This is a genomic window from Azospirillum sp. 11R-A (assembly GCF_049472615.1).
GTDB classification, from domain to species: Bacteria; Pseudomonadota; Alphaproteobacteria; order Azospirillales; family Azospirillaceae; genus Azospirillum; species Azospirillum palustre.
On record NZ_JBCEBL010000010.1, the window covers coordinates 74,439 to 96,839 of the forward strand.

Annotated in this window: 25 protein-coding genes; 17 read left to right on the plus strand and 8 right to left on the minus strand. The window is 66.7% G+C overall.

Going from position 1 to position 22,401, the window contains the following annotated elements; all coding sequences use genetic code 11:
- The first annotated feature begins 10 nt into the window (after positions 1-10).
- A complete protein-coding gene (locus VH569_RS15670) occupies positions 11-571 on the plus strand; it encodes a GNAT family N-acetyltransferase (protein WP_423316175.1) in 561 nt (186 codons plus the stop codon).
- A 2-nt stretch (positions 572-573) separates the two neighbouring features.
- Here the strand turns inward: VH569_RS15670 and VH569_RS15675 are convergent, their stop codons facing one another.
- Together VH569_RS15675 and VH569_RS15680 are read right to left on the minus strand one after the other, a co-directional pair.
- Positions 574-1,272: an EAL domain-containing protein gene (locus VH569_RS15675; protein ID WP_423316176.1), complete on the minus strand. Its 699-nt coding sequence runs from the start codon at positions 1,270-1,272 to the stop codon at positions 574-576.
- Positions 1,273-1,476: 204 nt separating this feature from the next.
- Positions 1,477-3,822: a xanthine dehydrogenase family protein molybdopterin-binding subunit gene (locus VH569_RS15680; RefSeq protein ID WP_423316177.1), complete on the minus strand. Its 2,346-nt coding sequence runs from the start codon at positions 3,820-3,822 to the stop codon at positions 1,477-1,479.
- Positions 3,823-4,023: 201 nt separating this feature from the next.
- Here VH569_RS15680 and VH569_RS15685 point away from each other — a divergent pair, with 201 nt between their 5' ends.
- The 3 genes from VH569_RS15685 to VH569_RS15695 all read left to right on the plus strand — a co-directional run bounded on the left by VH569_RS15685 (position 4,024) and on the right by VH569_RS15695 (position 6,334).
- On the plus strand, positions 4,024-4,758 hold the full coding sequence (locus VH569_RS15685) for an SOS response-associated peptidase (RefSeq protein WP_423316178.1): 735 nt from the start codon (positions 4,024-4,026) through the stop codon (positions 4,756-4,758).
- Positions 4,759-4,780: 22 nt separating this feature from the next.
- Positions 4,781-5,314: a thermonuclease family protein gene (locus VH569_RS15690; RefSeq protein ID WP_423316179.1), complete on the plus strand. Its 534-nt coding sequence runs from the start codon at positions 4,781-4,783 to the stop codon at positions 5,312-5,314.
- Positions 5,315-5,530: 216 nt separating this feature from the next.
- On the plus strand, positions 5,531-6,334 hold the full coding sequence (locus tag VH569_RS15695; RefSeq protein WP_423316180.1) for a response regulator: 804 nt from the start codon (positions 5,531-5,533) through the stop codon (positions 6,332-6,334).
- A 96-nt stretch (positions 6,335-6,430) separates the two neighbouring features.
- Here the strand turns inward: VH569_RS15695 and VH569_RS15700 are convergent, their stop codons facing one another.
- Positions 6,431-6,688 carry a GlsB/YeaQ/YmgE family stress response membrane protein gene (locus tag VH569_RS15700; RefSeq protein ID WP_098739889.1) on the minus strand — a complete coding sequence of 86 codons (258 nt, stop codon included), beginning with the start codon at positions 6,686-6,688 and terminating at the stop codon, positions 6,431-6,433.
- A 221-nt stretch (positions 6,689-6,909) separates the two neighbouring features.
- Positions 6,910-7,563: a ribulose-phosphate 3-epimerase gene (gene rpe / locus VH569_RS15705; RefSeq protein ID WP_423316181.1), complete on the minus strand. Its 654-nt coding sequence runs from the start codon at positions 7,561-7,563 to the stop codon at positions 6,910-6,912.
- 279 nt (positions 7,564-7,842) lie between these two features.
- On the opposite strand from rpe, the gene modA reads away from it, so the two are divergent.
- The 3 genes from modA to modC are packed head-to-tail and all read left to right on the plus strand — an operon-like array spanning position 7,843 to position 10,434.
- Positions 7,843-8,604 carry a molybdate ABC transporter substrate-binding protein gene (gene modA, locus VH569_RS15710; protein ID WP_423316182.1) on the plus strand — a complete coding sequence of 254 codons (762 nt, stop codon included), beginning with the start codon at positions 7,843-7,845 and terminating at the stop codon, positions 8,602-8,604.
- 10 nt (positions 8,605-8,614) lie between these two features.
- Positions 8,615-9,310 (plus strand): molybdate ABC transporter permease subunit, encoded by a 696-nt coding sequence (modB, locus tag VH569_RS15715; protein ID WP_098739887.1) that lies wholly within the window; start codon positions 8,615-8,617, stop codon positions 9,308-9,310.
- Positions 9,311-9,312: 2 nt separating this feature from the next.
- Complete coding sequence (gene modC / locus VH569_RS15720; RefSeq protein ID WP_423316183.1) at positions 9,313-10,434, plus strand: molybdenum ABC transporter ATP-binding protein; 1,122 nt, start codon at positions 9,313-9,315, stop codon at positions 10,432-10,434.
- Between the two features lie 57 nt (positions 10,435-10,491).
- Here the strand turns inward: modC and VH569_RS15725 are convergent, their stop codons facing one another.
- Positions 10,492-10,812, minus strand: a complete 321-nt coding sequence (locus tag VH569_RS15725) for a hypothetical protein (protein ID WP_423316184.1) — start codon at positions 10,810-10,812, stop codon at positions 10,492-10,494.
- 356 nt (positions 10,813-11,168) lie between these two features.
- Here VH569_RS15725 and VH569_RS15730 point away from each other — a divergent pair, with 356 nt between their 5' ends.
- The 9 genes from VH569_RS15730 to VH569_RS15770 all read left to right on the plus strand — a co-directional run bounded on the left by VH569_RS15730 (position 11,169) and on the right by VH569_RS15770 (position 19,314).
- Positions 11,169-11,540, plus strand: coding sequence for an FtsB family cell division protein (locus VH569_RS15730; protein WP_423316185.1), 372 nt, complete (start codon positions 11,169-11,171; stop codon positions 11,538-11,540).
- Positions 11,541-11,734: 194 nt separating this feature from the next.
- Positions 11,735-12,748 (plus strand): pyruvate dehydrogenase (acetyl-transferring) E1 component subunit alpha, encoded by a 1,014-nt coding sequence (gene pdhA, locus VH569_RS15735; RefSeq protein WP_423316186.1) that lies wholly within the window; start codon positions 11,735-11,737, stop codon positions 12,746-12,748.
- A 78-nt stretch (positions 12,749-12,826) separates the two neighbouring features.
- On the plus strand, positions 12,827-14,200 hold the full coding sequence (locus VH569_RS15740; protein ID WP_423316187.1) for a pyruvate dehydrogenase complex E1 component subunit beta: 1,374 nt from the start codon (positions 12,827-12,829) through the stop codon (positions 14,198-14,200).
- Positions 14,201-14,216: 16 nt separating this feature from the next.
- A complete protein-coding gene (locus VH569_RS15745; RefSeq protein ID WP_423316188.1) occupies positions 14,217-15,539 on the plus strand; it encodes a pyruvate dehydrogenase complex dihydrolipoamide acetyltransferase in 1,323 nt (440 codons plus the stop codon).
- 20 nt (positions 15,540-15,559) lie between these two features.
- The gene (locus VH569_RS15750) at positions 15,560-15,862 is read left to right on the plus strand and encodes a chorismate mutase (RefSeq protein ID WP_063634466.1); all 303 of its coding nucleotides are present in this window, start codon (positions 15,560-15,562) and stop codon (positions 15,860-15,862) included.
- Between the two features lie 15 nt (positions 15,863-15,877).
- On the plus strand, positions 15,878-17,275 hold the full coding sequence (gene lpdA, locus VH569_RS15755) for a dihydrolipoyl dehydrogenase (RefSeq protein ID WP_423316189.1): 1,398 nt from the start codon (positions 15,878-15,880) through the stop codon (positions 17,273-17,275).
- Positions 17,276-17,317: 42 nt separating this feature from the next.
- The gene (locus VH569_RS15760) at positions 17,318-17,803 is read left to right on the plus strand and encodes a DUF29 domain-containing protein (RefSeq protein WP_423316190.1); all 486 of its coding nucleotides are present in this window, start codon (positions 17,318-17,320) and stop codon (positions 17,801-17,803) included.
- A gap of 62 nt (positions 17,804-17,865) precedes the next feature.
- The gene (lipA, locus tag VH569_RS15765; protein ID WP_377809428.1) at positions 17,866-18,822 is read left to right on the plus strand and encodes a lipoyl synthase; all 957 of its coding nucleotides are present in this window, start codon (positions 17,866-17,868) and stop codon (positions 18,820-18,822) included.
- 36 nt (positions 18,823-18,858) lie between these two features.
- Positions 18,859-19,314, plus strand: coding sequence for a type II toxin-antitoxin system RatA family toxin (locus VH569_RS15770; protein WP_423316191.1), 456 nt, complete (start codon positions 18,859-18,861; stop codon positions 19,312-19,314).
- Between the two features lie 33 nt (positions 19,315-19,347).
- Here VH569_RS15770 and VH569_RS15775 read toward each other — a convergent pair whose 3' ends face one another.
- The 3 genes from VH569_RS15775 to VH569_RS15785 are packed head-to-tail and all read right to left on the minus strand — an operon-like array spanning position 19,348 to position 21,291.
- Positions 19,348-19,536, minus strand: a complete 189-nt coding sequence (locus VH569_RS15775) for a 4-oxalocrotonate tautomerase (protein ID WP_098739878.1) — start codon at positions 19,534-19,536, stop codon at positions 19,348-19,350.
- 42 nt (positions 19,537-19,578) lie between these two features.
- Positions 19,579-20,082 (minus strand): CinA family protein, encoded by a 504-nt coding sequence (locus VH569_RS15780; protein WP_098739877.1) that lies wholly within the window; start codon positions 20,080-20,082, stop codon positions 19,579-19,581.
- Positions 20,083-20,118: 36 nt separating this feature from the next.
- Positions 20,119-21,291, minus strand: a complete 1,173-nt coding sequence (locus tag VH569_RS15785; RefSeq protein WP_423316192.1) for a bifunctional 2-C-methyl-D-erythritol 4-phosphate cytidylyltransferase/2-C-methyl-D-erythritol 2,4-cyclodiphosphate synthase — start codon at positions 21,289-21,291, stop codon at positions 20,119-20,121.
- A 175-nt stretch (positions 21,292-21,466) separates the two neighbouring features.
- Between VH569_RS15785 and VH569_RS15790 the strand changes: the two genes are divergently transcribed.
- Complete coding sequence (locus tag VH569_RS15790) at positions 21,467-22,297, plus strand: cytochrome C assembly family protein (protein WP_376959227.1); 831 nt, start codon at positions 21,467-21,469, stop codon at positions 22,295-22,297.
- Positions 22,298-22,401 lie beyond the last annotated feature (104 nt).

Consider the following 22,401-nt stretch of genomic DNA (forward strand, 5'->3'; position numbering starts at 1 on the left):
GAGAAGGCGGATGACGGCCGGATTGCAGTCGGACGGTGAGCGGGGAGAGAGCCGCGGCGCATCGGCCGTATGGCGTGCTATGACCGCGGCCGATCTGGATCGGATTCTCGCCATCGCGGACATCGTGCATCCGGCCTATCCGGAGGAACGCAGCGTGTTCGAGGAACGGCTGGCGCTCTACCCCGCCGGCTGCCGGGTGGCCGAGCGCGACGGCGAGGCCATCGGCTACGGCGTCATGCATCCCGGCAGGCTCGGTGTGCCGCCGCCGCTCGATACGCCGCTCGGCAGCCTGCCGGCCGATGCGGACTGCCTGTATCTTCATGACATCGCGCTGCTGCCGGAGTCGCGCGGCACCGGGCTGGGGGCGGCGGTGCTGGATTATGCGCACGGGCTGGCGGTGCGGGAGGGCTGGCGATGGCTGGCGCTGACCTCTACGCCGGGCGCGCGGAGCTATTGGGACCGGGTTGGCTTCACGCCCTATGCGGAGGGTGGGCCGGCGTTGGAGGCCAAGCTGGCCAGCTATGGCGGGGGGATGAGCTATATGACGGTGCCGGTTCAGGCGCGGGAATGACCTCAGGTGGCTAGCATCGCCATTTCCGGCTCGGTCACCACGGCCTGGAAGGCCGGCTTGGCGAACAGGTAGCCCTGCATCAGGGTGACGCCCAGATCGCGCAGGGCCTTGGCCTCGTCGGCGGTCTCGATGCCCTCGGCGATGGGCGTGATGGCGAGATCCTCGCACACCGACAGGATGGCCTTGACGATGCTGCGCCGCGCCCGCTCGGTGTCGATGTTGCGGGTCAGCTCCATGTCCAGCTTGATGATGTCGGGCTGGAACTCGGCCAGCAGGTTCAGCCCGGAATAGCCGGAGCCGAAATCGTCGATGGCGGTCAGGAAACCCTGGCGCTTGTATTCGTTGAAGATGCTCTTCAGGTGGTCGTGGTCCACCACCCGCTCGTTTTCCGTCACCTCGAAGATGATGCGGTCGGTGGGGAAGCCGGTGCGGCGGGCGGCGGCCAGCGTGGCGCGGATGCAGGCTTCCGCCTTGTAGACGGCGTTCGGCAGGAAATTGATCGACAGGCGGGCGCCGTTCATCGGCAGGCTTGATGCCAGCTCGATGGCCTTGATGCGGCAGGACTGGTCGAAGGCGTAGCGGGTCGAATCGGTCACCTGTCCCAGGACCCAGCCTGCGCCCTGACCTTCAAGACCGCGCACCAGCGCCTCATGCGCCCAGACACCGCCATTGGCGACGTCGACGATGGGTTGGAACGCCATCGTGAAGTCCAGATCCAGACGGTCAGCACATTGGCCGCCACACCCACCGTCGCCAAACGCCATCGCCCTACCCCTGTCAGTCAATAGATTGCCACCTTTAGGTAAGGAACAATGCCATGGATTTCATCCGACGGAGGTGTGGCAAGTGCCGCACCTTCCGACTAGGACTTTCCCTTACCGTTCCGGTAAGGCTCGTTAAACGGCCTACTCCGCGGCCATCCGTGTTTCGGCGCGGCGGATCGCCGCCCACACCGTTTCCGGCGTCGCCGGCATGTCGATGTGGGCGATGCCGAGGTCGGACAGCGCATCGACCACCGCGTTGATGATGGCTGGCGGCGCGCCGATGGCCCCGGCCTCGCCGGCGCCCTTCATGCCCAGCATGTTGGTGGTGCTGGGCACGCTGTTCAGCTTCACTTCGATCGGCGGCATGTCGACCGCCCGCGGCATCTGATAGTCCATGAAGGAACCGGACAGCAGCTGGCCGCTGTCGGGATCGAACACCACGCGCTCCTGCAATGCCTGACCCAGCCCCTGGGCGACGCCGCCATGGATCTGGCCGATCACCAGCATCGGGTTGATGACCGTGCCGAAATCGTCGACGACGCTGTAGCGCAGAACCTCGACGATGCCGGTGGCGGGATCGACCTCGACCTCCGCGATGTGGCAGCCGTTGGGGAAGGTGCTGGCCGGCGGGGTCCAGCGCGCCATCTCGGAGAAGGCGATGCTGCCGTGCCCATTGCCATCGCCCTCGGCAGCCTTGGCCGCCACCTCCTTGAGGGAAACCGAGCGGTCGGTGCCGACGATGGTGAAGCGGCCGTCGGCGAACACCACATCGACTTCTGCGGTTTCCAGCAGGTCCGCGGCTACTGTAGTAGCCGCCTTCACCACCTTGGCCGCCCCCTCCGCCAGCGCTGAGCCGCCGACCGGGACCGAGCGGGAACCGCCGGTGCCGGACCCCCAGCTGACGCGGTCGGTGTCGCCCTGCACCACCTCCACATCCTCCGGCGGGACACCGAGCCGGTCGGCGAGGATCTGCTTGTAGGCGGTTTCATGGCCCTGGCCGTTGGTCTGGGTGCCGATCATCAGCACAACCTTGCCATCTCCGTTGACCTGGACGGTCGCTTGTTCCGGCCCGCCGCCCGAGCAGGCTTCGATATAGGTGGCCAGGCCGGCGCCGCGCAGCTTGCCGCGGGCCTTTGCCTCCGCCTTGCGGGCGGGCAGGCCGGCCATGTCGGCGAGGATCAGCCCGTCCTCCAGATTCTGGACGAACTCGCCGGTGTCATAGACCTGCCCCATCGGCGTGGCATAGGGCATGGCGCTGGCCGGAATGAAGTTGCGCCGCCGGATCTCCGCCGGACCGAGGCCGGTGACGCGGCCGGCATGGTCGATCAGCCGCTCCAGCAGATAGGCCGCTTCCGGTCGCCCGGCGCCGCGATAGGCGTCCACCGGCTGGGTGTTGGTGAAGACGCCCTTCACCCGGACATAGACGGCGGGCGTCTTGTAGGATCCGACGAGCATCGCCGAACCGGCATCGGTCGGAATGAAGGGGCCGTAGTTGGACAGGTAGGCGCCGAGATTGGCGACGGTATCGACCCGCAGGCCCAGGAAATGCCCGTCGGCGTCGACCGCGAGGCGCGCCTTGCTGACATGGTCGCGGCCATGGTCGTCGCTGATGAAGCCCTCGATCCGGTCGGCCGCCCATTTCACCGCCCGGTTCAGACGGCGGGCGGCGAACAGGCAGGCGACATATTCGGGGTAGTTGAACAGCTTCATGCCGAACCCGCCGCCGACATCGGTGGTCAGCACGCGGATGCGCTGTTCCGGTTCGTTCAGGATCTTGGCGAACTGCTTCTGCAGGCCATGAACGCCCTGGCTGGTGACATAGATCAGCAGCCGGCCGGGCGCACCGTCCGCCCCGGATTCGACGCCGGCCACGCAGGCACGGCCCTCCATCGGATTGGCGACGACGCGGTTGTTGACCAGTTCCAGCTCGATCACGCGGTGAGCGCCGGCCAGTGCGGCCTCCACCGCCGCCTCGTCGCCGGTGTCCCAGTCGAAGCAGAGGTTGTTCGGCGCCTCGTCCCACACCAGCGGCCGGCCGGGTTCCAGCGCCTCCAGCGTGCCGGTGACGGACTGGCGGTCCTCGTAATCGACCATCACCAGCTCGGCGGCCTCACGCGCAGCCTCCAGCGTTTCCGCCACCACCATGGCGACCGGATCGCCGACATGGCGGACGAAGCCGCGGGCCAGCGCCGGGCGCGGCGTGTCGACATAGTTCGAGCCGTCGCGCTGCTTCAGCGCCGCCTGGCAGGGGATCATGCCGATCTTCTCGGCATCGAGATCGGCGACGGTGTAGACCGCCAGCACGCCGGGCTGCGCCAGCGCTTCCGACACATCGACCGCGCCGATGGCGGCGAAGGCATGGGGCGAGCGGACAAAGGCCGCATAGGCCTGTCCGGGAAGAGACACGTCGTCGGTATAGCGGCCGCCGCCGGTCAGCAACCGGGCGTCTTCGGTGCGCGGAACCGCCTGTCCGATGCCGAACTTCATGGGTGAACTCCCGCCTTCCGGTGCGATGCGATTGGTCTGCCCCGCGAAGATAGGCCGGCTTGAGCGCCAGGGAAACCCCGGCCGCCGGCATGGGTGACGGTTGTCCGCTGCAATGATTGTCGGCGGCACGCAGCAAAGTTGGGGGAATGCGGCTGGCGCACGGGACCTTCCGGGGCCATATTCCAGGGCATGTGTGGACGAATGCTTCTCACCACCCCGATCAACGAGATCGAGCGTGTGTTCGGCGTGCGGGAGCGGCCGAACCTGATGCCGCGGTGGAATATCGCCCCGACCCAGGACATCCCCGTCATCCGGCGGGAGGAGGACGGCCGTCATCTGGCGATGGTCCGCTGGGGGCTGGTGCCGCCCTGGGCCGACGATGCCGCCATCGGCGGCCGCATGATCAATGCGCGCGGCGAATCGGTGGCCGACAAGCCGGCCTTCCGTGACGCCTTCCGCAAGCGTCGCTGCCTGGTCCCGCTGGACGGATTCTATGAATGGACCAGTGTGGGGGAGGGGGCGAAGCCGCGCAAGCAGGGCCACGTCATCCGCCGCCGCGACCGCGGCCTGTTCGCGCTCGCCGGCTTGTGGGAGCGCTGGCGCGGACCGAAGGGCGCCGCTCCGCTCGATCCGCCGCTGGAGACCGCGACGGTGGTGACGACGGCCACCAATGCCACGCTGTCCTTCCTGCACGACCGCATGCCGGTGGTGCTCGACCCCGCCGATTGGGATGCCTGGCTGGACCCGGCCACCCCGCTGCAGGTGCTGGAGGGGCTGATCCGCTCCGCACCGGAGGAGTGGCTGGACGTTGTGCCGGTGGGGCCGAAAGTGAACAGCGTCCGCAACGACGACTGCTCCTGCCTCGACCCGCCGCAGGAGACCGTGCCGGCGAAAGCGAAGGACAAGCGGGGCGATGATCAGCCGAGCCTGTTCTGAGGCGATGCCGAGGACGGCGGCGATGAGGGTTGCAGCGGTCGTTGCGATGCTTTTGCTGGCCGGCTCCGCCGCGGCGCAGACCAACCAGTCGGCCAAGAGCCGCGGCCCCATCGCCAACACGCCGGACCAGACGATCAAGGGCTCTGCCATGGCGGTGGAGGGCGACCTGCTGACAATCAACGGGACGGCGGTGCGGCTGATGGGCATTGATGCGCCCGATCCGGGGCAGAAGTGCAAGAACCGCTACGGCCACGAGTTGGACTGCTTCAAGGTCGCCACCGCGGTGCTCGCCAACATGGTGAAGGGCGAGGAGGTGACCTGCACCGTCACCGAACAGGATCGTGCCGGCGAGAAGAAGGGTGAATGCCGCGTGCGCGGCGTCGATCTGGGGGCTGCGATGGTGGCGCGCGGCTGGGCCTTTCAATATGCCAGCCTGTCGCCCGCCTATCAGAAGGGCGAAGCCTATGCCCAGAGCAAGCGGCTGGGGCTGTGGGCCGGGCAGGTGGAAAAGCCCTGGCAGTGGCGCAGCAGGCAGATCCGCCAGAACGCCAAATAACATCAACCCTGAATGCCCGGTTGGCTCGGTCCTGATCGTAAGTTGCTGACCGGGCGATGACCGCCCACACCCCCATTTCCCAGTCGACCCCTCCGCCGGTCGTGGTAGGATCCGGGAAAGACGACGGACGATCATCAAGCAGGTTTTGTGGCCCGATTGGACAGGGCCGGCGCGATTCCAGAGCGGCAACTCCCACCGGGGAGCGGAGTCACGGGTATGCTCGTTTACGAATGCGAACTTTTCGAGGTGGTCCCGGTGCTGCGCCGCTATGCGCGCGCATTGACCGGCGCCACCGATCGTGGCGACGCGCTGGTAACCCGCTGTGTCGAGGCTGCGGTGATGGCGCCCACCCGTTTCGGGCTGGACCGCGGCGGCGACGGCGCCCGCCTGTCGATGTACGCCCTGCTGAACTTGCTGTTCGACCGCTCCCCGGAGGAGTTCGGGCCGCCCGGCCGCCCGTTGCCCTCTCCCCATCCCATCGAACGCGCCCTGGCCGAACTGCCGGAGGCCGACCGTCGCCTGTATCTGCTGACGGCACTGGAGGGTCTGCCCTTGCCGCAGGCGGCGAGGGTTCTGCAATTGAGGACGGGGGAGGCGATCCCGCGGCTGAAGTCTGCCCGTGCGCGGGTTCGCAGCACCATGGTGCAGCGGGTGATGGTGGTCGAGGACAATGCCCTGCTGGCGATGGAGCTGGGGGCGCTGGTCGCGGATATGGGACATGTCGTCTGTGGCACCGCCGGCAACGAACCGGAGGCGCTGGCTCTGCTGGATGCCGAAAAGCCGACATTGGCCTTGCTGGACGTCCGGCTGGCCGATGGCGGCAGCGGGATTGAGATCGCCCGGCAACTGAAACGCGTGCGCGACCTGCGCACCATCTTCGTCACCGCATTCGACGACGACATCCTGGCCCGCGACGCCCGCCATCTGGGGCAGATCGTCCGCAAGCCCTTCACCAACGCCGGCATCCAGGCCGCCATCTCCCGCGCCATCTTCATGCCGCAGCCGGTGGCGCTGGGCTGATGCCCCCTCACGCAATAATAAAGGGACCGCTGGTCGTTCGGCGGTCCCTTTATCATGTCCGGCTTGCTGGCAGGCCGGCATTTCTCTGAACCGTCCTTACACCGTCGTGCGGCGGCCGGCGATCATGCGGTAGATGGCCAGGATGACGATGGCGCCGACGATGGCGCCGATGAAGCCCGCGCCTTCGCCCGGCCGGTACCAACCGACGGCGGCACCCAGATAGGTGGCGACGAAGGCGCCGGCGATGCCCAGCAGGGTGGTGATGATGAAGCCGCCCGGATCGCGACCCGGCATCAGGAACTTGGCGACGATGCCGGCGAGAAAGCCGATGATGATCGTCCAGAGAATGCCCATGGTGATTTCCCTTCCGTTGCGGGACCGTCTTCCCATGCCCAATAACGGGCAAGGAGGGATTTGGTTCTCAGCGCCGGTGGATCTTTTGGACTGGTACTCTTTCGGTAGGCCGGAGCCTCCCGGCCCTACGCCCTATCCTCCCGGCCGCCTCTCCGAACGAAAACGGCCCCGCAGCGCTCCCCGATCGGGGGCGCTGTGGGGCCGCATTCCTTCGGGCTAGGTCAGCGCAGCGCGGCGATGTTGGCGGCGTACTGCTCCGGTCCGCCGGTGAAGGTGGCGGTGCCGGCCACCAGCACGTCGGCGCCGGCCTCGATGGCCAGACGCGCGGTTTCCGGGTTGATGCCGCCGTCCACCTCGAGGTCGATTTTCTTGCCGAGCGCGTCGATGCGGGCGCGCAGGTCGCGAATCTTCGGAAGCTGGCTCTTGATGAAGCTCTGGCCGCCGAAGCCGGGGTTAACCGTCATCACCAGCACGAGGTCGATGTCCTCCAGCACATGCTGGATCGCGTCCACCGGCGTGGCCGGGTTCAGCGACACGCCGGCCTTCTTGCCTAGCGATTTGATCAGCTGGATGGTGCGGTGCAGGTGCGGACCGGCCTCCGGATGGACGGTGATGATGTCGGCGCCGGCCTTGACGAATTCCGGAACGAAGAGATCCACCGGCGAGATCATCAGGTGGACGTCGAAGATCTTGGCGGTATGGGGACGCAACGCCTTCACCACGCCCGGCCCGATGGTCAGGTTCGGCACGAAATGGCCGTCCATCACGTCGATGTGGATGTAGTCGGCGCCGGCGGCATCGACCGCGCGGACCTCCTCGCCCAGCCGGGCGAAATCGGCGGAGAGAATCGAGGGGGAAATCTTGACGGCGCGCATGGGGCTTTCCTGGTGCGGGAGGTGGCTTGGACCGGGTCCGATCAGCCGAACTTCCTATCACGGCGTAGCAAGGCAAGTCATGACATGATGTGAACGCCCGATATGCGCATCCAGCTTCGGCCCCTGAGATCCGGATCCAGCGTTGGCCGGGCCGTTTGGGCTTTACCGCAATTGCGAAGCGTTGTATCCGTTTGAATATAGATGAAATGTCAAATCCGGCAGGAGGTGGCGATGGTTGGGTTGCATGGGTCTCTGGGGCGCGGCCGGTTCAGGTCGGCGATGTCGGCGGTCATTCTCGGTGTCGGGCTGACGCTCGCGGCACCGGCGGCGATGGCGCAGGATGTGCTGGTGATGGCGGCGGCCTCCACTAAGAATGCGGTGGAAAAGCTGGCTTCGCAGTTCAAGACGAAGACCGGGGCCACCGTGACCTCCTCCTTCGCCGCTTCGTCGGCGCTGGCCAAGCAGATCGAGAATGGCGCTCCGGCCGACATCTTCATCTCGGCCGATCTCGACTGGATGGACTATCTCCAGCAGCGCAGCCTGATCAAGACCGACAGCCGGGTGAACCTGCTTGGCAACGAGCTGGTGGTCGTGGTGCCGAAGGGATCGACGCTGAAGCCCGACCTGTCCAAGGGCGGCAAGCTGGCGGCGCAGCTGGGCGACGGGCGGCTCGCCACCGGCGACCCGTCGAACGTTCCGGTCGGGAAGTACGCCAAGGCCGCGCTGGAGAAGCTGGACCAGTGGGCGGCGGTCGAGCCGAAGCTGGCGCGGGCCGACAGCGTGCGCGCGGCCCTGGTTCTGGTCAGCCGCGGCGAGGTGCCGGTCGGCATCGTCTATCGCACCGATGCCGCCGTCGATCCGGGGGTGGAGGTCGCCGCGGCCTTCCCACCCGACAGCTATCCGCCGATCACCTATCCGGCGGCGCTGGTTGCGTCCTCGAAAAATGCGGCCGCCGCGTCGTTCCTCGACTACATGAAGTCGCCGGACGGCATGGCGGTCTGGAAGGAATTTGGCTTCGTTCCGGCGCCCAAGGCACCGTAAGCTCTGCGGCATGGAAATCCTGACGCCGATGGAGACCACCGCGTTGCTGCTGAGCCTGCGTGTCGCAGGCGTCGCTATCGCGTTGGGATTGCCGCTCGCCGTGCTCGCCGCCTGGGTGCTCGGCCGCTATTCCTTTCCGGGCAAGACGCTGTTCGACGGGCTGGTCCATCTGCCGCTGGTGCTGCCGCCGGTGGTCACCGGCTATATCCTGCTGGTGACCATGGGGACGAAGGGAGTGGTCGGCGGCTGGCTGTACCAGACCTTTGGGATCAAGCTGATCTTCACCGCCGAAGGGGCATCGCTGGCGGTGGCGGTGACCTCCTTCCCGCTGATGGTTCGGGCGATCCGCCTGTCGGTGGAGGCCATCGACGGCGGGCTGGAGGCGGCGGCGCGCACGCTGGGCGCCGGGCCGGTCGACCGCTTCTTCACCATTCTGCTGCCGCTGATGGCGCCCGGACTGCTGTCCGGGGCCATCGTGGCCTTCGCCGCGGCCATGGGCGAGTTCGGAGCGGTGATCACCTTCGTCTCCAACATCCCCGGCAAGACGCAGACCCTGCCGCTGGCGATCTATGCCGCGACGCAGGAACCCGGCGGCGATGCGGTGGCGGCAAGGCTGGCGGCAATCTCCTTCACCGTGGCATTGCTGGCGCTGATGCTGTCCGAATTCCTGGCGAACCGGGTTCGCCGCCTGATCGGGCAGGTCTGATCATGCTCGACCTGCAAATCCGCCAGAGGCTGGGCGCCTTCACGCTCGACATCGCCTTCACCGCCGAGGAACGCGGCGTGACAGCGCTGTTCGGCCGTTCCGGGTCCGGCAAGACCTCGGTCATCAATGCGATTGCCGGACTGACCCGGCCGGACGAGGGGCATATCCGCGTCGGCGATACCGTGTTCTTCGACAGCGCCCGGCGCATCGACGTGCCGGTGGAGAAGCGGCGCATCGGTTATGTCTTCCAGGATTCGCGGCTGTTTCCGCACATGACCGTCCGCAGCAACCTTGAATACGGCCTGCGCCGTGTGCCGGCAGCGGAGCGGCGCATCGCCTTCGGCCCGGTGGTGGAACTGCTGGGGCTCGGCCATCTGCTGGACCGCCGGCCGCGCGGCCTGTCCGGTGGCGAGAGGCAGCGCGTCGCTTTCGGCCGCGCCCTGCTGGCGCAGCCGCGCCTTCTGCTGATGGACGAGCCGATGGCCTCGCTCGACGCTGCCCGCAAGGCGGAGATCATGCCCTACATCGAGCGGCTGCGTGACGAAATGAACATCCCCATCGTCATGGTCAGCCACGCGCTGGACGAGGTGGTTCGGCTTGCCACCACCATGGTGCTGATCGGGGAGGGCAGGGTGCGTGCGTCGGGGCCGGTCGGAACGGTGATGGGCCGGCTGGACCTGTCGGCGGTAACCGGTGCGCAGCATGCCGGCGCCGTGCTGGATCTGACGGTCGAGACCCATATTCCGGAAGACCGTCTGTCGGTGCTGGCCTTCGACGGTGGACGGCTGACCGTGCCGCAGATCGACCGCCCGCCCGGCTCTGCGGTGCGGTTGCACATCCATGCCCGCGACGTGATCGTCGCGTTGCAGCCGCTGGCCGGCGTCAGTCTGCGCAACGCACTGGCCGCGACGGTGATCGAGTTGGCGGAGGCCGGGCCGTCCTCCGCCGACGTGCGGCTGGCGGTGGGCGGTTCATTCCTGATCGCGCGCATCACCCGTGCGGCGGTGCGCGAATTGGGACTGCTGCCCGGCCGCGAGGTGGTGGCGCTGGTCAAGGGCGTCGCCTTCGAACCGGACAGCAGCGGTGCCGTATCGGACCGGCACGGGCGGGTGGTGGACGTATAGGCGGACGGCCCCTCATCCGCGAAAAGGAGAGGGGCCGCAAATCCGCTGTTTTTAAATTTACTGTTTTTGCTGGCCGCCCGATGGGGTGGCGGATCCGCCGGTGCTGGCACCGCCGCCGGCTGACCCGCCGGCGGTCGATCCGCCCGGCACGGTCTGGGTGGCACCGGTGGTCTCGTTCATCGAGTTGCCGGAGGTGCCGCCCTGCACCGGCACGCCGGTCGAAGGCGGCGGGACGGTGGTGGACCCGCTGCTCGACCCGCTGCTGGTGGTCGGGCTGGTCTGGTTGGACGCGTTGGAATTCTGGGCGTTGTGATCATCGCAGGCGGCCAGACCCAGAAGCAGGGCGGGCAGGGCCACGATCAGAAACTTGCTGCGCATGAGTGTTGCTCCTCAGCCAGTGGGCGGCACCAGCGACGGGACCTGCCGTGCGAGTACGAAGCGGACTCGGTACGGCCCCGGTGGCGTCGTATGCGTCCAAACACGCCACCGGCGGTTTCATTCCATCGACCTTGGTGCTATGCCGGGTGGGTGCCTGTTCCGATGAACGGGTTTCCGGCCACCGGATTCTTACGGCGACTGATGAGAACTTTACGGGAACATCGTCGCGATTTGTGGTCTGCGCGTGACAGATACCCATTACTGGGTTGCGCAAAGAACACGAACCTTTTGCGACTTGGCTTTTCCATCTTTTTCGTTTGACCGGCGGAAAGTCGCTGTGATTCCATCATGCCACCATGACGATGATCGCCGATCTCACCGACACCCTCGCCCGCGCCGCCAAAAGCGCGATCCGCCAAGCAATCATGCCGGCGCTGTGCGCCTGCGTGGTCGCCTACTTCGCCTACTACGCGGTCCACGGCGACCGCGGGCTGGTGGCGATGAAGCAGATACAGGGGGAGATCGCCCAGGCCGAAGGGGTCCTCAACCAGCTCCGCACCGAGCGGGAGGATATGGAACGCCGCGCGCAGCTGCTGCGCGGCGACGGCCTCGACCGCGACATGCTGGAGGAGCGCGCGCGCCTGATGCTGAATTTCTCGAGCCCGCGCGACGTCATCGTAAAGCTGCCGAAACTGGCTGAACAGGAAGGGTCCAGCCAGCAGAAGTAAGGGGATTTCAGCCGATTAACCGTTTCGCGGTTAATCTGAAATAGCGCTGCAAAAACAGACGTTTGCGCGCCTCCTGAAGCTCGTGTAGTGTGCGCGCCATATTCGCTTCCGGTGCGGGCTCCCGTATGCCCGCAACGCGCGGCGGCAAAAGGTTCTGTCAATGACCTTTGCCGCTTGAACCCTGGGGAGGAATCATGGCCGCGTCCCGACGCCGTTCCACCAAGGCGCTGACCGACACCGCGCCCGCTCAAGCCGTCTCTTCCGAAGAGCTTCTTCATTATTATCGCGAGATGCTGCTGATCCGCCGCTTCGAAGAGAAGGCGGGCCAGCTGTACGGCATGGGTCTGATCGGCGGCTTCTGCCACCTCTACATCGGCCAGGAAGCCGTTGTGGTCGGCGTGCAGGCCGCCCTGAAGGATGGCGACAGCGTCATCACCAGCTACCGCGACCACGGCCACATGCTGGCCTGCGGCATGGAGGCCAAGGGCGTGATGGCCGAGCTGACCGGCCGCATTGGGGGATACTCCAAGGGCAAGGGCGGCTCGATGCACATGTTCAGCCAGGAGAAGAACTTCTTCGGCGGCCACGGCATCGTCGGCGGGCAGGTTCCGCTCGGCACGGGTCTGGCCTTCGCGCATAAGTACAGCAACGACGGTGGCGTGGCCGCCGTGTATTGCGGCGACGGCGCGATCAACCAGGGCCAGGTCTACGAGAGCTTCAACATGGCGGCGCTGTGGAAGCTGCCTGTGCTCTTCATCATCGAGAACAACAAATACGCCATGGGCACCTCGCAGGAGCGCGCCTCGGCCGGCGAGCTGCACCAGCGCGGCGCGGCCTACGGCATCCCCGGCTATCAGGTCAACGGCATGGACGTGCTGGAGGTCAAGGCCGCGGCGGACCAGTGGGTGCCCCACATCCGCGGGGGCAACGGCCCCGTCATCCTCGAGATGAAGACCTACCGCTACCGCGGCCACTCGATGTCCGACCCGGCCAAGTACCGGACGAAGGAAGAGGTCGAGAAGATGCGGTCGGAATCCGATCCCATCGATCAGCTGAAGGCGAAGATCCTGGCCGGCAACCACGCCGACGAGGACAAGCTGAAGGAGATCGACCGCCAGGTGAAGGCGATCGTCACCGAATCGGCCGAATTCGCCCAGCAGAGCCCGGAGCCCGATCCGTCGGAGCTGTGGACCGACATTCTCGTCTGATCCTGACGTCAACGATAAGCGGGAGCGGCGCCTTGTGGGACGGGAAACCGGATTCCCCGCGCCGCCGGAGGTTGAGGAATGCCGATCGAAGTGCTGATGCCGGCCCTGTCGCCCACGATGACAGAGGGCAAACTGGCGAAATGGCTGAAGAAGGAAGGTGACTCGGTGAAGTCCGGCGATGTTCTCGCCGAGATCGAGACCGACAAGGCGACCATGGAGGTCGAGGCGGTCGATGAAGGCCGCGTCGGCAAGATCCTGATCGCCGAGGGCACCGACAACGTCGCCGTGAACACCCCCATCGCCGTCCTGTTGGAAGAAGGCGAGGACGAGAGCGCGCTGAGCAAAGCCGGCAGCGCCCCGGCCGCCCCCGCTCCCGCCCCGGTGGCGGAGGCCGCTCCGGCTCCGGCGCCCACGGTGCCGGCGGCTCCGGTCGCGGCGCCTGCGTCGGACGAGGACAGGTTCATGGCCAAGACCGTCAAGAAGACGGTCCGCGAAGCGCTGCGCGACGCGATGGCCGAGGAAATGCGCCGTGACGACAAGGTCTTCGTCATGGGTGAGGAGGTCGCGCAATACCAGGGCGCCTACAAGGTGACCCAGGGCCTGCTGCAGGAGTTCGGCGAGCGTCGCGTCATCGACACGCCGATCACCGAGATCGGTTTCGCCGGTCTCGGCGTCGGCGCCGCCTTCAAGGGCTTGAAACCGGTCGTCGAGTTCATGACCTTCAACTTCGCCATGCAGGCGATCGACCACATCATCAACTCGGCCGCCAAGACGCTGTACATGTCGGGCGGTCAGATGAGCAACTCGATCGTGTTCCGCGGCCCCAACGGCGCCGCTGCCCGCGTCGGCGCCCAGCACTCGCAGTGCTATGCCTCGTGGTACGCCCATTGCCCGGGCCTGAAGGTCGTGTCGCCCTGGTCGGCGGCCGACGCCAAGGGCCTGCTGAAGGCGGCGATCCGCGACGCGAACCCCGTCGTCTTCCTCGAGAACGAGATCCTCTACGGCCAAAGCTTCGAGGTCCCGGAGGACGAGGACTTCGTCCTGCCGATCGGCAAGGCCAAGGTCGAGCGCGCCGGTAAGGACGTGACGATCACCGCCTTCTCGATCATGGTCGGCCATGCCCTTGCCGCCGCCGAGATCCTGGCCAAGGAAGGCATCGACGCGGAGGTGATCAACCTGCGCACGATCCGTCCGCTTGACACCGAGACCATCGTCAACAGCGTCAAGAAGACCAACCGCCTCGTCTCCGTCGAGGAGGGCTGGCCCTTCGCCGGCATCGGTTCGGAAATGTGCGCGCTGATGATGGAGCAGGCGTTCGATTATCTCGACGCGCCGGTGGCCCGCGTGGCCGGCCTGGATGTGCCGATGCCCTACGCCGCCAACCTGGAAAAGCTGGCGCTGCCGCAGGTCGATCATATCGTCAAGGCCGCCAAGCAAGCCTGCTACCGCTGAGAGGAGGGCTGATAGGATGACCGTTCAGATTCTGATGCCCGCCCTCTCGCCCACGATGACCGAGGGCAACCTCGCCAAGTGGCTGAAGAAGGAAGGCGACACGGTGAAGTCCGGCGACGTGCTCGCCGAGATCGAAACCGACAAGGCCACCATGGAAGTCGAAGCGGTCGATGAAGGCCGCATCGGCAAGATCCTGATCCCGGCCGGCAGCCAGGGCGTGGCGGTGAACACCCCCATCGCCATCCTGCTGGAAGAGGGCGAGGACGAGAGCGCGCTGGCGTCGGCCGGCTCCGCTCCGACCCCGGCCGCCGCTGCTCCGGCCGCTGCCCCGGCGCCCACGGCAGCCCCGGCTGCCGCCGCTGCTCCGGCTCCGGCCGCTCCCGCTCCCGCTCCGGCGGCGGCTGGGGAGCGCGTGTTCGCCAGCCCGCTGGCCCGCCGCATCGCCGAGCAGGCCGGCGTCGACCTGAAGACCGTCAAGGGCACCGGCCCGCACGGTCGCATCGTCAAGGCCGACGTCGAAGCCGCCAAGGCCGCCGGCCCGGCCAAGGCCGCTGCCGCCCCGGCTCCGGCCGCCGCTCCGGCTCCCGCCGCTGCACCGGCCCCGGCTCCCAAGGCCGAGGGTGTGGATGCCAAGGCGCTCGCCGACAAGCTGGGCATGGCCTACACCGCCGTGCCGAACAGCGGCATGCGCAAGACCATCGCCAAGCGGCTCGGCGAGGTGAAGCGCACGGTCCCCGACTACTTCCTGACGGTGGATGTCGAGATCGACGCGCTGATGAAGGTCCGTGCCGAGTTGAACGGCCGGTCCGACGCCTACAAGCTGTCGGTGAACGACTTCATCATCCGCGCCGTGGCGCTGGCGCTGAAGAAGGTCCCGGCGCTGAACGCCGCCTGGACCGACGAGGCGATGCTGCAGTTCCAGCATGCCGACATCTCGGTCGCCGTCGCCACGCCGACCGGGCTGATCACCCCGATCGTCAAGAAGGCGGAGACCAAGGGTCTGGCCGACATCTCCAACGAGATGAAGGTGCTGGCCAAGAAGGCGCGCGACAACGCGCTGAAGCCGGAAGAGTATCAGGGCGGCACCATCTCCATCTCCAACCTGGGCATGATGGGGATCAAGCAGTTCCAGGCGATCATCAACCCGCCGCAGGCCTGCATCCTGGCGGTCGGCGCCAGCGAGCAGCGCCCGGTGGTCAAGGACGGCGCTCTGGCCATCGCCACGGTGATGAGCCTGACCGGCACCTTCGATCACCGCGTGGCCGATGGCGCCGTCGGTGCGGAATTCCTTGGAGCGGTGAAGAAGCTGCTCGAGGATCCGCTTTCGATGCTGCTCTGACGGTTGGAAGGACCGGTTCCATGTCGAAAAGCCTTGCCCCGCTCCGCGCCGAGATCGACGCCATCGACGACGAGATCGTCGCATTGCTGGGCAAGCGCCTGTCCGTCGTCCACCGCGTCGCAGCGGTGAAGATGGCGGAGAACCTGCCGGCCGTCCTGCCCGACCGCGTCGAAGCGGTCAAACGGCGGGCGGCCGAGGCGGGTTTGGCGTACGGCCTGGATCCGGACTTCATGGCCACCCTGTACCAGACGATCATCGACGAGGCGTGCCGGGTCGAGGAAGGCATCTTTGCCGCCGGCCGCGAGGATGCGCCTCGCTCCTGAATGGGGAGAACACCCTTGGCCGACATCAATTACGACGTCATCGTCATCGGCGGCGGACCGGGCGGTTACGTGGCGGCGATCCGCGCCGCTCAGCTGGGCCTGCACACCGCGGTCATCGAGCGTGAAAACCTGGGCGGCATCTGCCTGAACTGGGGCTGCATCCCGACCAAGGCGCTGCTGCGCTCGGCCGAGGTGCTGCATCTCGCCAAGCACGCGTCCGACTATGGTCTGGTCATCCAGAACCCGTCCTTCGACCTCGACAAGGTCGTCGCCCGTTCGCGCAAGGTCGCAGGCCAGCTCAACGGCGGCGTCAAGCACCTGCTGAAGAAGAACAAGGTCGCGGTGATCGAAGGCTCCGCCAAGCTGCTCGGCAAGGGGCAGGTGGCGGTTTCCAAGGGCGAAGCCCCGGTCGGCACCTTCGGCGCCAAGCACATCATCATCGCCACCGGCGCGCGTGCCCGCACGCTGCCGGGCCTGGAGGATGACGGCAAGCTGGTCTGGACCTACCGCAAGGCGATGACCCCGGATACCATGCCGAAGTCGCTGCTGGTCATCGGCTCCGGCGCCATCGGCATCGAGTTCGCCAGCTTCTACAATGCGCTCGGCGCCAAGGTCACCGTGGTCGAGGTGATGGACCGCATCCTTCCGGTGGAGGATGAGGAGATCTCGGGCTTGGCCCGGAAGGCCTTCGAAAAGCAGGGCATGCGCATCATCACCGGCGGCAAGGCCGGCAACCTGCGCAAGGCCGCCGACAGCGTGACCGTGGCCGTCGAGGCCGGCGGCAAGACCGAGGACATCACGGTCGACCGCGTCATCGTCGCCGTCGGCATCAGCCCGAACACCGAGAACCTCGGCCTGGAGAACACCAAGGTCAAGACCGACCGCGGCCACATCCAGGCCAACGGCATGTGCGAGACCGACGAGCCGGGCGTTTACGCCATCGGCGACGTGACCGGCGCCCCCTGGCTCGCCCACAAGGCCAGCCATGAGGGTGTGATCGTGGCCGAGCATATCGCCGGCAAGCATCCGCATGCGCTGAACGTCCGCAACATCCCGGGCTGCACCTATTCGCACCCGCAGATCGCGTCGGTCGGCCTGACGGAGAAGAAGGCGAAGGAAGCCGGCTACGAGATCAAGGTCGGCCGTTTCCCGTTCGTCGGCAACGGCAAGGCCATCGCGCTCGGTGAGCCGGAAGGCCTGATCAAGACCATCTTCGACGCCAAGACCGGCGAGATGCTGGGCGCCCACATGATCGGTGCGGAAGTGACCGAGCTGATCCAGGGTTACGGCATCGCCAAGTCGTCGGAGCTGACCGAGGCCGAGCTGATGCACACGGTGTTCCCGCACCCGACTTTGTCGGAAATGATGCATGAGTCGGTCCTTGATGCCTATGGCCGGGCGATCCACTTTTAACTAATGTTTCCGAGGTGACGTTCTTCCCAGCCGGATGGGGCCATGGACCGCAGCAGCGCCGCGTATGACGAGGATTTTTACGCCTGGACCCAAGCCCAGGCGCAGGAGCTTCGCCGTGCCGGCGCCGAGCGGAACAATGCCCCGGTCGACTGGGAGAACGTCGCTGAGGAGATCGAGTGCATGGGCCGCAGCCAGAAGTCCGAGATCGACCATCGCCTTGGCGTCCTGCTGGTCCATTTGCTGAAGTGGATGTTCTGTCCCGACCTTCGGGAGCGGTGCGAGCGTGGCTGGCGGCTGACCGTCCGGGAGCAGCGCAAGAAGCTGGTCCGCGAGATCAAGGACAGCCCAAGCCTTCGGCCCTACATCGCCGACGTTTTTGCCGATATATACTCGGATGCCCGCCTGCGGGCAGCCGTCGAGGCGGATACCTCTGACGGCCATTTCCCGGTCGAGCCGCCTTTCACGCTTGACCAGGCGCTCGATCCGGCCTATCCGGCCGAACTGTTTCCGCCGGAATGGCGGGTTTGACATCCTCATCGCACCTATTGTCGGGGCCGGGGCATCGCGTCGGCCGTCGGGAGCTTTAGACCATGACCCTCGTCGACCAGACCGAGAAGCTGCGCCACCCCGAAAAGGCCCATAAGCCCGACAACCCCATCCAGCGCAAACCGGCCTGGATCCGGGTCAAGGCGCCGATGAGCCAGGAATACAACGAGACCCGCCAGTTGATGCGCGGGCTGAAGCTGAACACGGTGTGCGAAGAGGCCGCCTGCCCGAACATCGGGGAGTGCTGGAAGCAGAAGCACGCCACCTTCATGATCCTGGGTTCCATCTGCACGCGCGGCTGCGCCTTCTGCAACGTGGAGACCGGACGCCCGGACCTGCTCGACCCGCATGAGCCGGAGAAGGTCGCGGAGGCCGTTGGTCAGCTGAAGCTTTCCCACGTCGTCATCACCTCGGTCGACCGCGACGATCTGGCCGACGGCGGTGCCGAGCATTTCGCCCGCACCATCCGCGCCATCCGCGTCGCCTCGCCGACGACCACCATCGAAATCCTGACCCCCGACTTCCAGAAGAAGAAGGGTGCGGTCGAGGTGGTGGTGGAGGCCAAGCCCGACGTCTTCAATCACAATCTGGAAACCGCGCCGCGCCTCTACCCGACGATCCGTCCCGGCGCGCGCTATTTCGCCTCGCTGCAATTGCTGGCGCGGGTGAAGGAACTGGATCCGACGATCTTCACCAAGTCCGGCCTGATGGTCGGTCTGGGTGAGACGAAGGAGGAGATCGGACAGGTGATGGACGATCTTCGCTCCGCCGATGTGGACTTTCTGACGATTGGGCAGTATCTCCAGCCCACGCCCAAGCATGCGGCGGTGGATCGCTTCGTGACTCCCGAGGAGTTCGACGGTTATTCCACTGTTGGCCGCGGCAAGGGCTTCCTGCTGGTGGCCTCGTCGCCGCTGACGCGCTCGTCCTACCATGCGGGTGCGGATTTCGAGAAGCTGCGCGAAGCCCGGCTGCGCAAGCTGGGGGTCGCCGCCGCCTGATCCAGGCGGTTCAATAAGAAAGGACACGGTACGGGCATGCCGACGCACGCGGAGAAGAAGGTTCTTCCCTACACGCCCCAGCAGATGTACGACCTGGTCGCGGACGTGGAGAAGTATCCGGAGTTTCTGCCCTGGTGCCTGGCGGCCCGCATCCGCAAGCGCGAAGACAATGTCATGTTCGCGGACCTGATCATCGGCTTCAAGATGGTCCGCGAACGCTTCACCTCACGGGTGGAACTGCACGAGCCCGACTGCCGGATCAACGTGCAGTACACCGACGGGCCGTTCCAGTATCTGAACAATCACTGGATCTTCAACGAGCATCCCGGCGGCTGCTGCGTCGACTTCTTCGTCGATTTCGAGTTCCGCTCGAAGATGCTGCAGAAGATCATGGGCCTGCTGTTCAATGAGGCTGTCCGCCGCATGGTGCAGGCCTTCGAAATGCGCGCGGCCCAGCTTTACGGGCCGGGCCGGGCGACGCAGCCGGCCTGACGCCGGCCGCGGACGATTGAGGCGGGTGGTCGGTCAGCTCTTGTCCGACCACAGCTCCCCGCCGCTCGCCCAATCGCTCTTCTTCACGTCCTGAAAGATGATGTCCACCGCGGACGGCGAGCAGCCGAGGACCTTAACGGTCGCCTCGGTCAACGCCTTGGCGTATTCGCGCTTCTGTTCGACGGTGCGTCCTTCGAACAGCTGGATGTTGATGGTCGGCATCGGGTCTTTTTCCTTATTGATGAAGAGCTTGTCGGCGATTCTTCAGCGCAGGCTTCCGGTTGGCCGGGCGAGCCGAAGCCGCTCCAGCGCCGCCTGGACCGTCGCCATCCGCACGGCGTCGCGGTCGCCGGGAAAGGTGTATTCCTTGGCCTTGGCAGATCCACCGCGCACGGCCGTCGCGACATAGACCCTGCCCACCGGCTTGGTTTCCGTGGCCCCGCCGGGGCCGGCGATTCCCGTCACCGCCACCGTCACGTCGGCGCGCGACTTTGCCAGCGCGCCGACCGCCATGGCGACCGCCACCTCCGGGCTGACGGCGCCATGGGCATGCAGCAGGCTGGCGGGGACGGCCAGCACCTCGGTCTTGGCGATGTTGGTGTAGGTGACGAAGCCGCGGTCGACCACCTTGGACGAGCCGGCTATGTCGGTCAGGGCGCCGGCGATCAGACCGCCGGTGCAGGATTCGGCCGTCGCCAGCATGAAGCCGGCGAGGCCGTATTCGGCAAGCGTCTGGGCGGCGAGGTCGCGGATGATCTCGGGAAACATGACGGCCTCTCCCGGTTCGTATCGTTGGTCGGGATGTTAGCCCGGAAGTCGGACGGTCGCCACAGCCTGTGCCGCAATACCCTCGCGCCGGCCGGTGAAGCCCAGCTGCTCGGTGGTGGTCGCCTTCACGCTGACCCGTCCGACCTCGATTCCCAGAATCTGGGCAATGCGGTCCGCCATGGCGGCGCGGTGGGGGCCGACCTTCGGTCGCTCGCAAATGACTGTCACGTCGGCATGGGCGATGACGCCGCCGCGCTCCGCCACCAGATCGGCGGCATGGCGCAGGAACTTTGCGCTGTCGGCCCCGCGCCAACGCGGATCGGTCGGCGGAAAGTGGCTGCCGATGTCGCCGGCAGCCAGCGCACCGAGAATGGCGTCGGTCAGGGCATGCAATCCGACATCCGCGTCGGAGTGGCCTTCCAGCCCATGGCTGTGGGGAACGCGCAGGCCGCAGAGCATCACGAAATCGCCGTCGGTGAAGCGGTGGACGTCGAAGCCGCTGCCGGTCCGCACGTCCCACAGGCTGCTCATGATCGCGCGGGTGGCGCGGGTCAGGTCGTCGGGGGTGGTCACCTTGAAATTGTCCTCCTTGGACGGGACCAGCGCCACGGTCAGCCCGGCACGCTCCGCCACCGCGGCATCGTCGGTCAGCGACAGGCCCATGGCGGCTCGGTGGGCTTCGAGAATATCGGGGAAGCGGAAGCCCTGCGGTGTCTGCGCCCGCCACAGCCCGTCGCGGTCGACCGTGCCGGTGATGGCGTCCCCGCTACCGCGCTTCAGCGTATCGGCCACCGGCACCGCCGCGATGGCGCCCGGCGTGCTGTCCAGTGCCGCGATCACCGCAGCGATGGTGTCCGCATCGATCAGGGGGCGGGCTGCGTCGTGGATCAGCACGAGATCGGGTGCGCCGTCGGTGGCCAAGGCCTCCAGCCCATTGCGGACCGAGTCCTGACGGCTGGCACCGCCGGCAACCGGGTCCGGCAGGGCAAGCCCGGACAGGGTGGCGTCATAGGCATCGCGCCAGGCCGGGTCGATCACCACGCGCACGCCGGTGACCTGCGGATGGCCCAGGAAAGCCTCCACCGTCCGGCGCAGCACCGGCTTGCCGGCGAGGTCGAGATACTGCTTCGGCCGCTCGGCCCCGAACCGCTGTCCGGACCCTCCGGCCACGATCAAAGCAATACAGGTGGGGGCGATGCAGGTGGGCATAAGGCAAACCGTAAGATATGATAGCCACTTGACGGAAACGTCGCGGAGCCTAGCCTGTCGCCGTGGTTCCGCCAAGTGCCGAGCCTTGCCGCCGAGACGCTCCGGACAATGTCAGGAGGCCGGCCGGCCTGCTCCGGCAGCATGATGGCGGAAAGACGGGAGTGCATTCGGGTCCATGTCGCAGAACATCTTTTTAAGCCTGACGGCGCTGGTGGCCCTGGTGCCTGCCGCCCTCTACCCCTACCGGCGCATCGCGGGGCAGGGCGTGGAGGGGCGCGGCTGGGCTTTCTGGGGCGCGTTGCTGCTCGCCGCCGCCGGGCCCGGCATGTGGGCGATTCTCCAGGTTGCCGGCCAATGGCAGACCGGATTCTCGACGGCGCTGTGGGTGACGACGGCCGCCTGCATGGCGCTGTTCATCGGGCTGAGCCTGTTCCATGCCACCGCCTGGAGGCTGGCGCCGCTGCTGCTGCCCTATCTGCTGGTGGTCTGCCTGCTGGCGACCCTGACCGAGGATGCGCCGGCGCCGATTCTGCGCGGTAATGCGCCGGGCGTGTGGATCGATCTGCACATCGCCGTGTCGGTCTTCACCTATGCCCTGCTGACGCTCAGCGCCGTATCGTCCTTCGCCGCGGTGATCCAGACCCGGGCGCTGAAGTCCAAGCGGCCGACCCCGCTCAGCCGTTTCCTGCCGCCGGTGGCGGAAAGCGAGCGGCTGCAACTGCGCCTGCTGATCGCGTCCGAAGTGGTGCTGGGTGCCGGGCTCGCCACCGGCATGGCCGTGCTCTATTTCGAGCAGGGGCTGCTGTTCCGCACCGACCATAAGAGCCTGCTGTCGCTCGCGACCTTCATCGTGATCGGAATCCTGCTGCTTGCCGAATACCGGACCGGGGTGCGCGGACGGACGGCGGCACGCACCATGCTGATCGTCTACCTGCTGGCGACGCTTGCCTATCCCGGCGTCAAGTTCGTCTCGAACGTGCTGATCGGGCAGTGGACCTGGAGCTGAGCCGGAAATCGTCGCAAGCCGGTGCAAGATCATGGGTTTAGGACGGGGCTTGAGCGCGGCGGTCGGGCTTCGCCCTTGCACACGACTGTCGCCACGTGATAACT

Bases quoted from the DNA above. Each gene is read 5' to 3' on its own strand.
- VH569_RS15670 (WP_423316175.1), top strand. From the start codon at position 11: ATGACGGCCGGATTGCAGTCGGACGGTGAGCGGGGAGAGAGCCGCGGC.
- VH569_RS15675 (WP_423316176.1), bottom strand. From the start codon at position 1,272: ATGGCGTTCCAACCCATCGTCGACGTCGCCAATGGCGGTGTCTGGGCG.
- VH569_RS15680 (WP_423316177.1), bottom strand. From the start codon at position 3,822: ATGAAGTTCGGCATCGGACAGGCGGTTCCGCGCACCGAAGACGCCCGG.
- VH569_RS15685 (WP_423316178.1), top strand. From the start codon at position 4,024: ATGCTTCTCACCACCCCGATCAACGAGATCGAGCGTGTGTTCGGCGTG.
- VH569_RS15690 (WP_423316179.1), top strand. From the start codon at position 4,781: ATGAGGGTTGCAGCGGTCGTTGCGATGCTTTTGCTGGCCGGCTCCGCC.
- VH569_RS15695 (WP_423316180.1), top strand. From the start codon at position 5,531: ATGCTCGTTTACGAATGCGAACTTTTCGAGGTGGTCCCGGTGCTGCGC.
- VH569_RS15700 (WP_098739889.1), bottom strand. From the start codon at position 6,688: ATGGGCATTCTCTGGACGATCATCATCGGCTTTCTCGCCGGCATCGTC.
- rpe (WP_423316181.1), bottom strand. From the start codon at position 7,563: ATGCGCGCCGTCAAGATTTCCCCCTCGATTCTCTCCGCCGATTTCGCC.
- modA (WP_423316182.1), top strand. From the start codon at position 7,843: ATGTCGGCGGTCATTCTCGGTGTCGGGCTGACGCTCGCGGCACCGGCG.
- modB (WP_098739887.1), top strand. From the start codon at position 8,615: ATGGAAATCCTGACGCCGATGGAGACCACCGCGTTGCTGCTGAGCCTG.
- modC (WP_423316183.1), top strand. From the start codon at position 9,313: ATGCTCGACCTGCAAATCCGCCAGAGGCTGGGCGCCTTCACGCTCGAC.
- VH569_RS15725 (WP_423316184.1), bottom strand. From the start codon at position 10,812: ATGCGCAGCAAGTTTCTGATCGTGGCCCTGCCCGCCCTGCTTCTGGGT.
- VH569_RS15730 (WP_423316185.1), top strand. From the start codon at position 11,169: ATGACGATGATCGCCGATCTCACCGACACCCTCGCCCGCGCCGCCAAA.
- pdhA (WP_423316186.1), top strand. From the start codon at position 11,735: ATGGCCGCGTCCCGACGCCGTTCCACCAAGGCGCTGACCGACACCGCG.
- VH569_RS15740 (WP_423316187.1), top strand. From the start codon at position 12,827: ATGCCGATCGAAGTGCTGATGCCGGCCCTGTCGCCCACGATGACAGAG.
- VH569_RS15745 (WP_423316188.1), top strand. From the start codon at position 14,217: ATGACCGTTCAGATTCTGATGCCCGCCCTCTCGCCCACGATGACCGAG.
- VH569_RS15750 (WP_063634466.1), top strand. From the start codon at position 15,560: ATGTCGAAAAGCCTTGCCCCGCTCCGCGCCGAGATCGACGCCATCGAC.
- VH569_RS15760 (WP_423316190.1), top strand. From the start codon at position 17,318: ATGGACCGCAGCAGCGCCGCGTATGACGAGGATTTTTACGCCTGGACC.
- lipA (WP_377809428.1), top strand. From the start codon at position 17,866: ATGACCCTCGTCGACCAGACCGAGAAGCTGCGCCACCCCGAAAAGGCC.
- VH569_RS15770 (WP_423316191.1), top strand. From the start codon at position 18,859: ATGCCGACGCACGCGGAGAAGAAGGTTCTTCCCTACACGCCCCAGCAG.
- VH569_RS15775 (WP_098739878.1), bottom strand. From the start codon at position 19,536: ATGCCGACCATCAACATCCAGCTGTTCGAAGGACGCACCGTCGAACAG.
- VH569_RS15780 (WP_098739877.1), bottom strand. From the start codon at position 20,082: ATGTTTCCCGAGATCATCCGCGACCTCGCCGCCCAGACGCTTGCCGAA.
- VH569_RS15785 (WP_423316192.1), bottom strand. From the start codon at position 21,291: ATGCCCACCTGCATCGCCCCCACCTGTATTGCTTTGATCGTGGCCGGA.
- VH569_RS15790 (WP_376959227.1), top strand. From the start codon at position 21,467: ATGTCGCAGAACATCTTTTTAAGCCTGACGGCGCTGGTGGCCCTGGTG.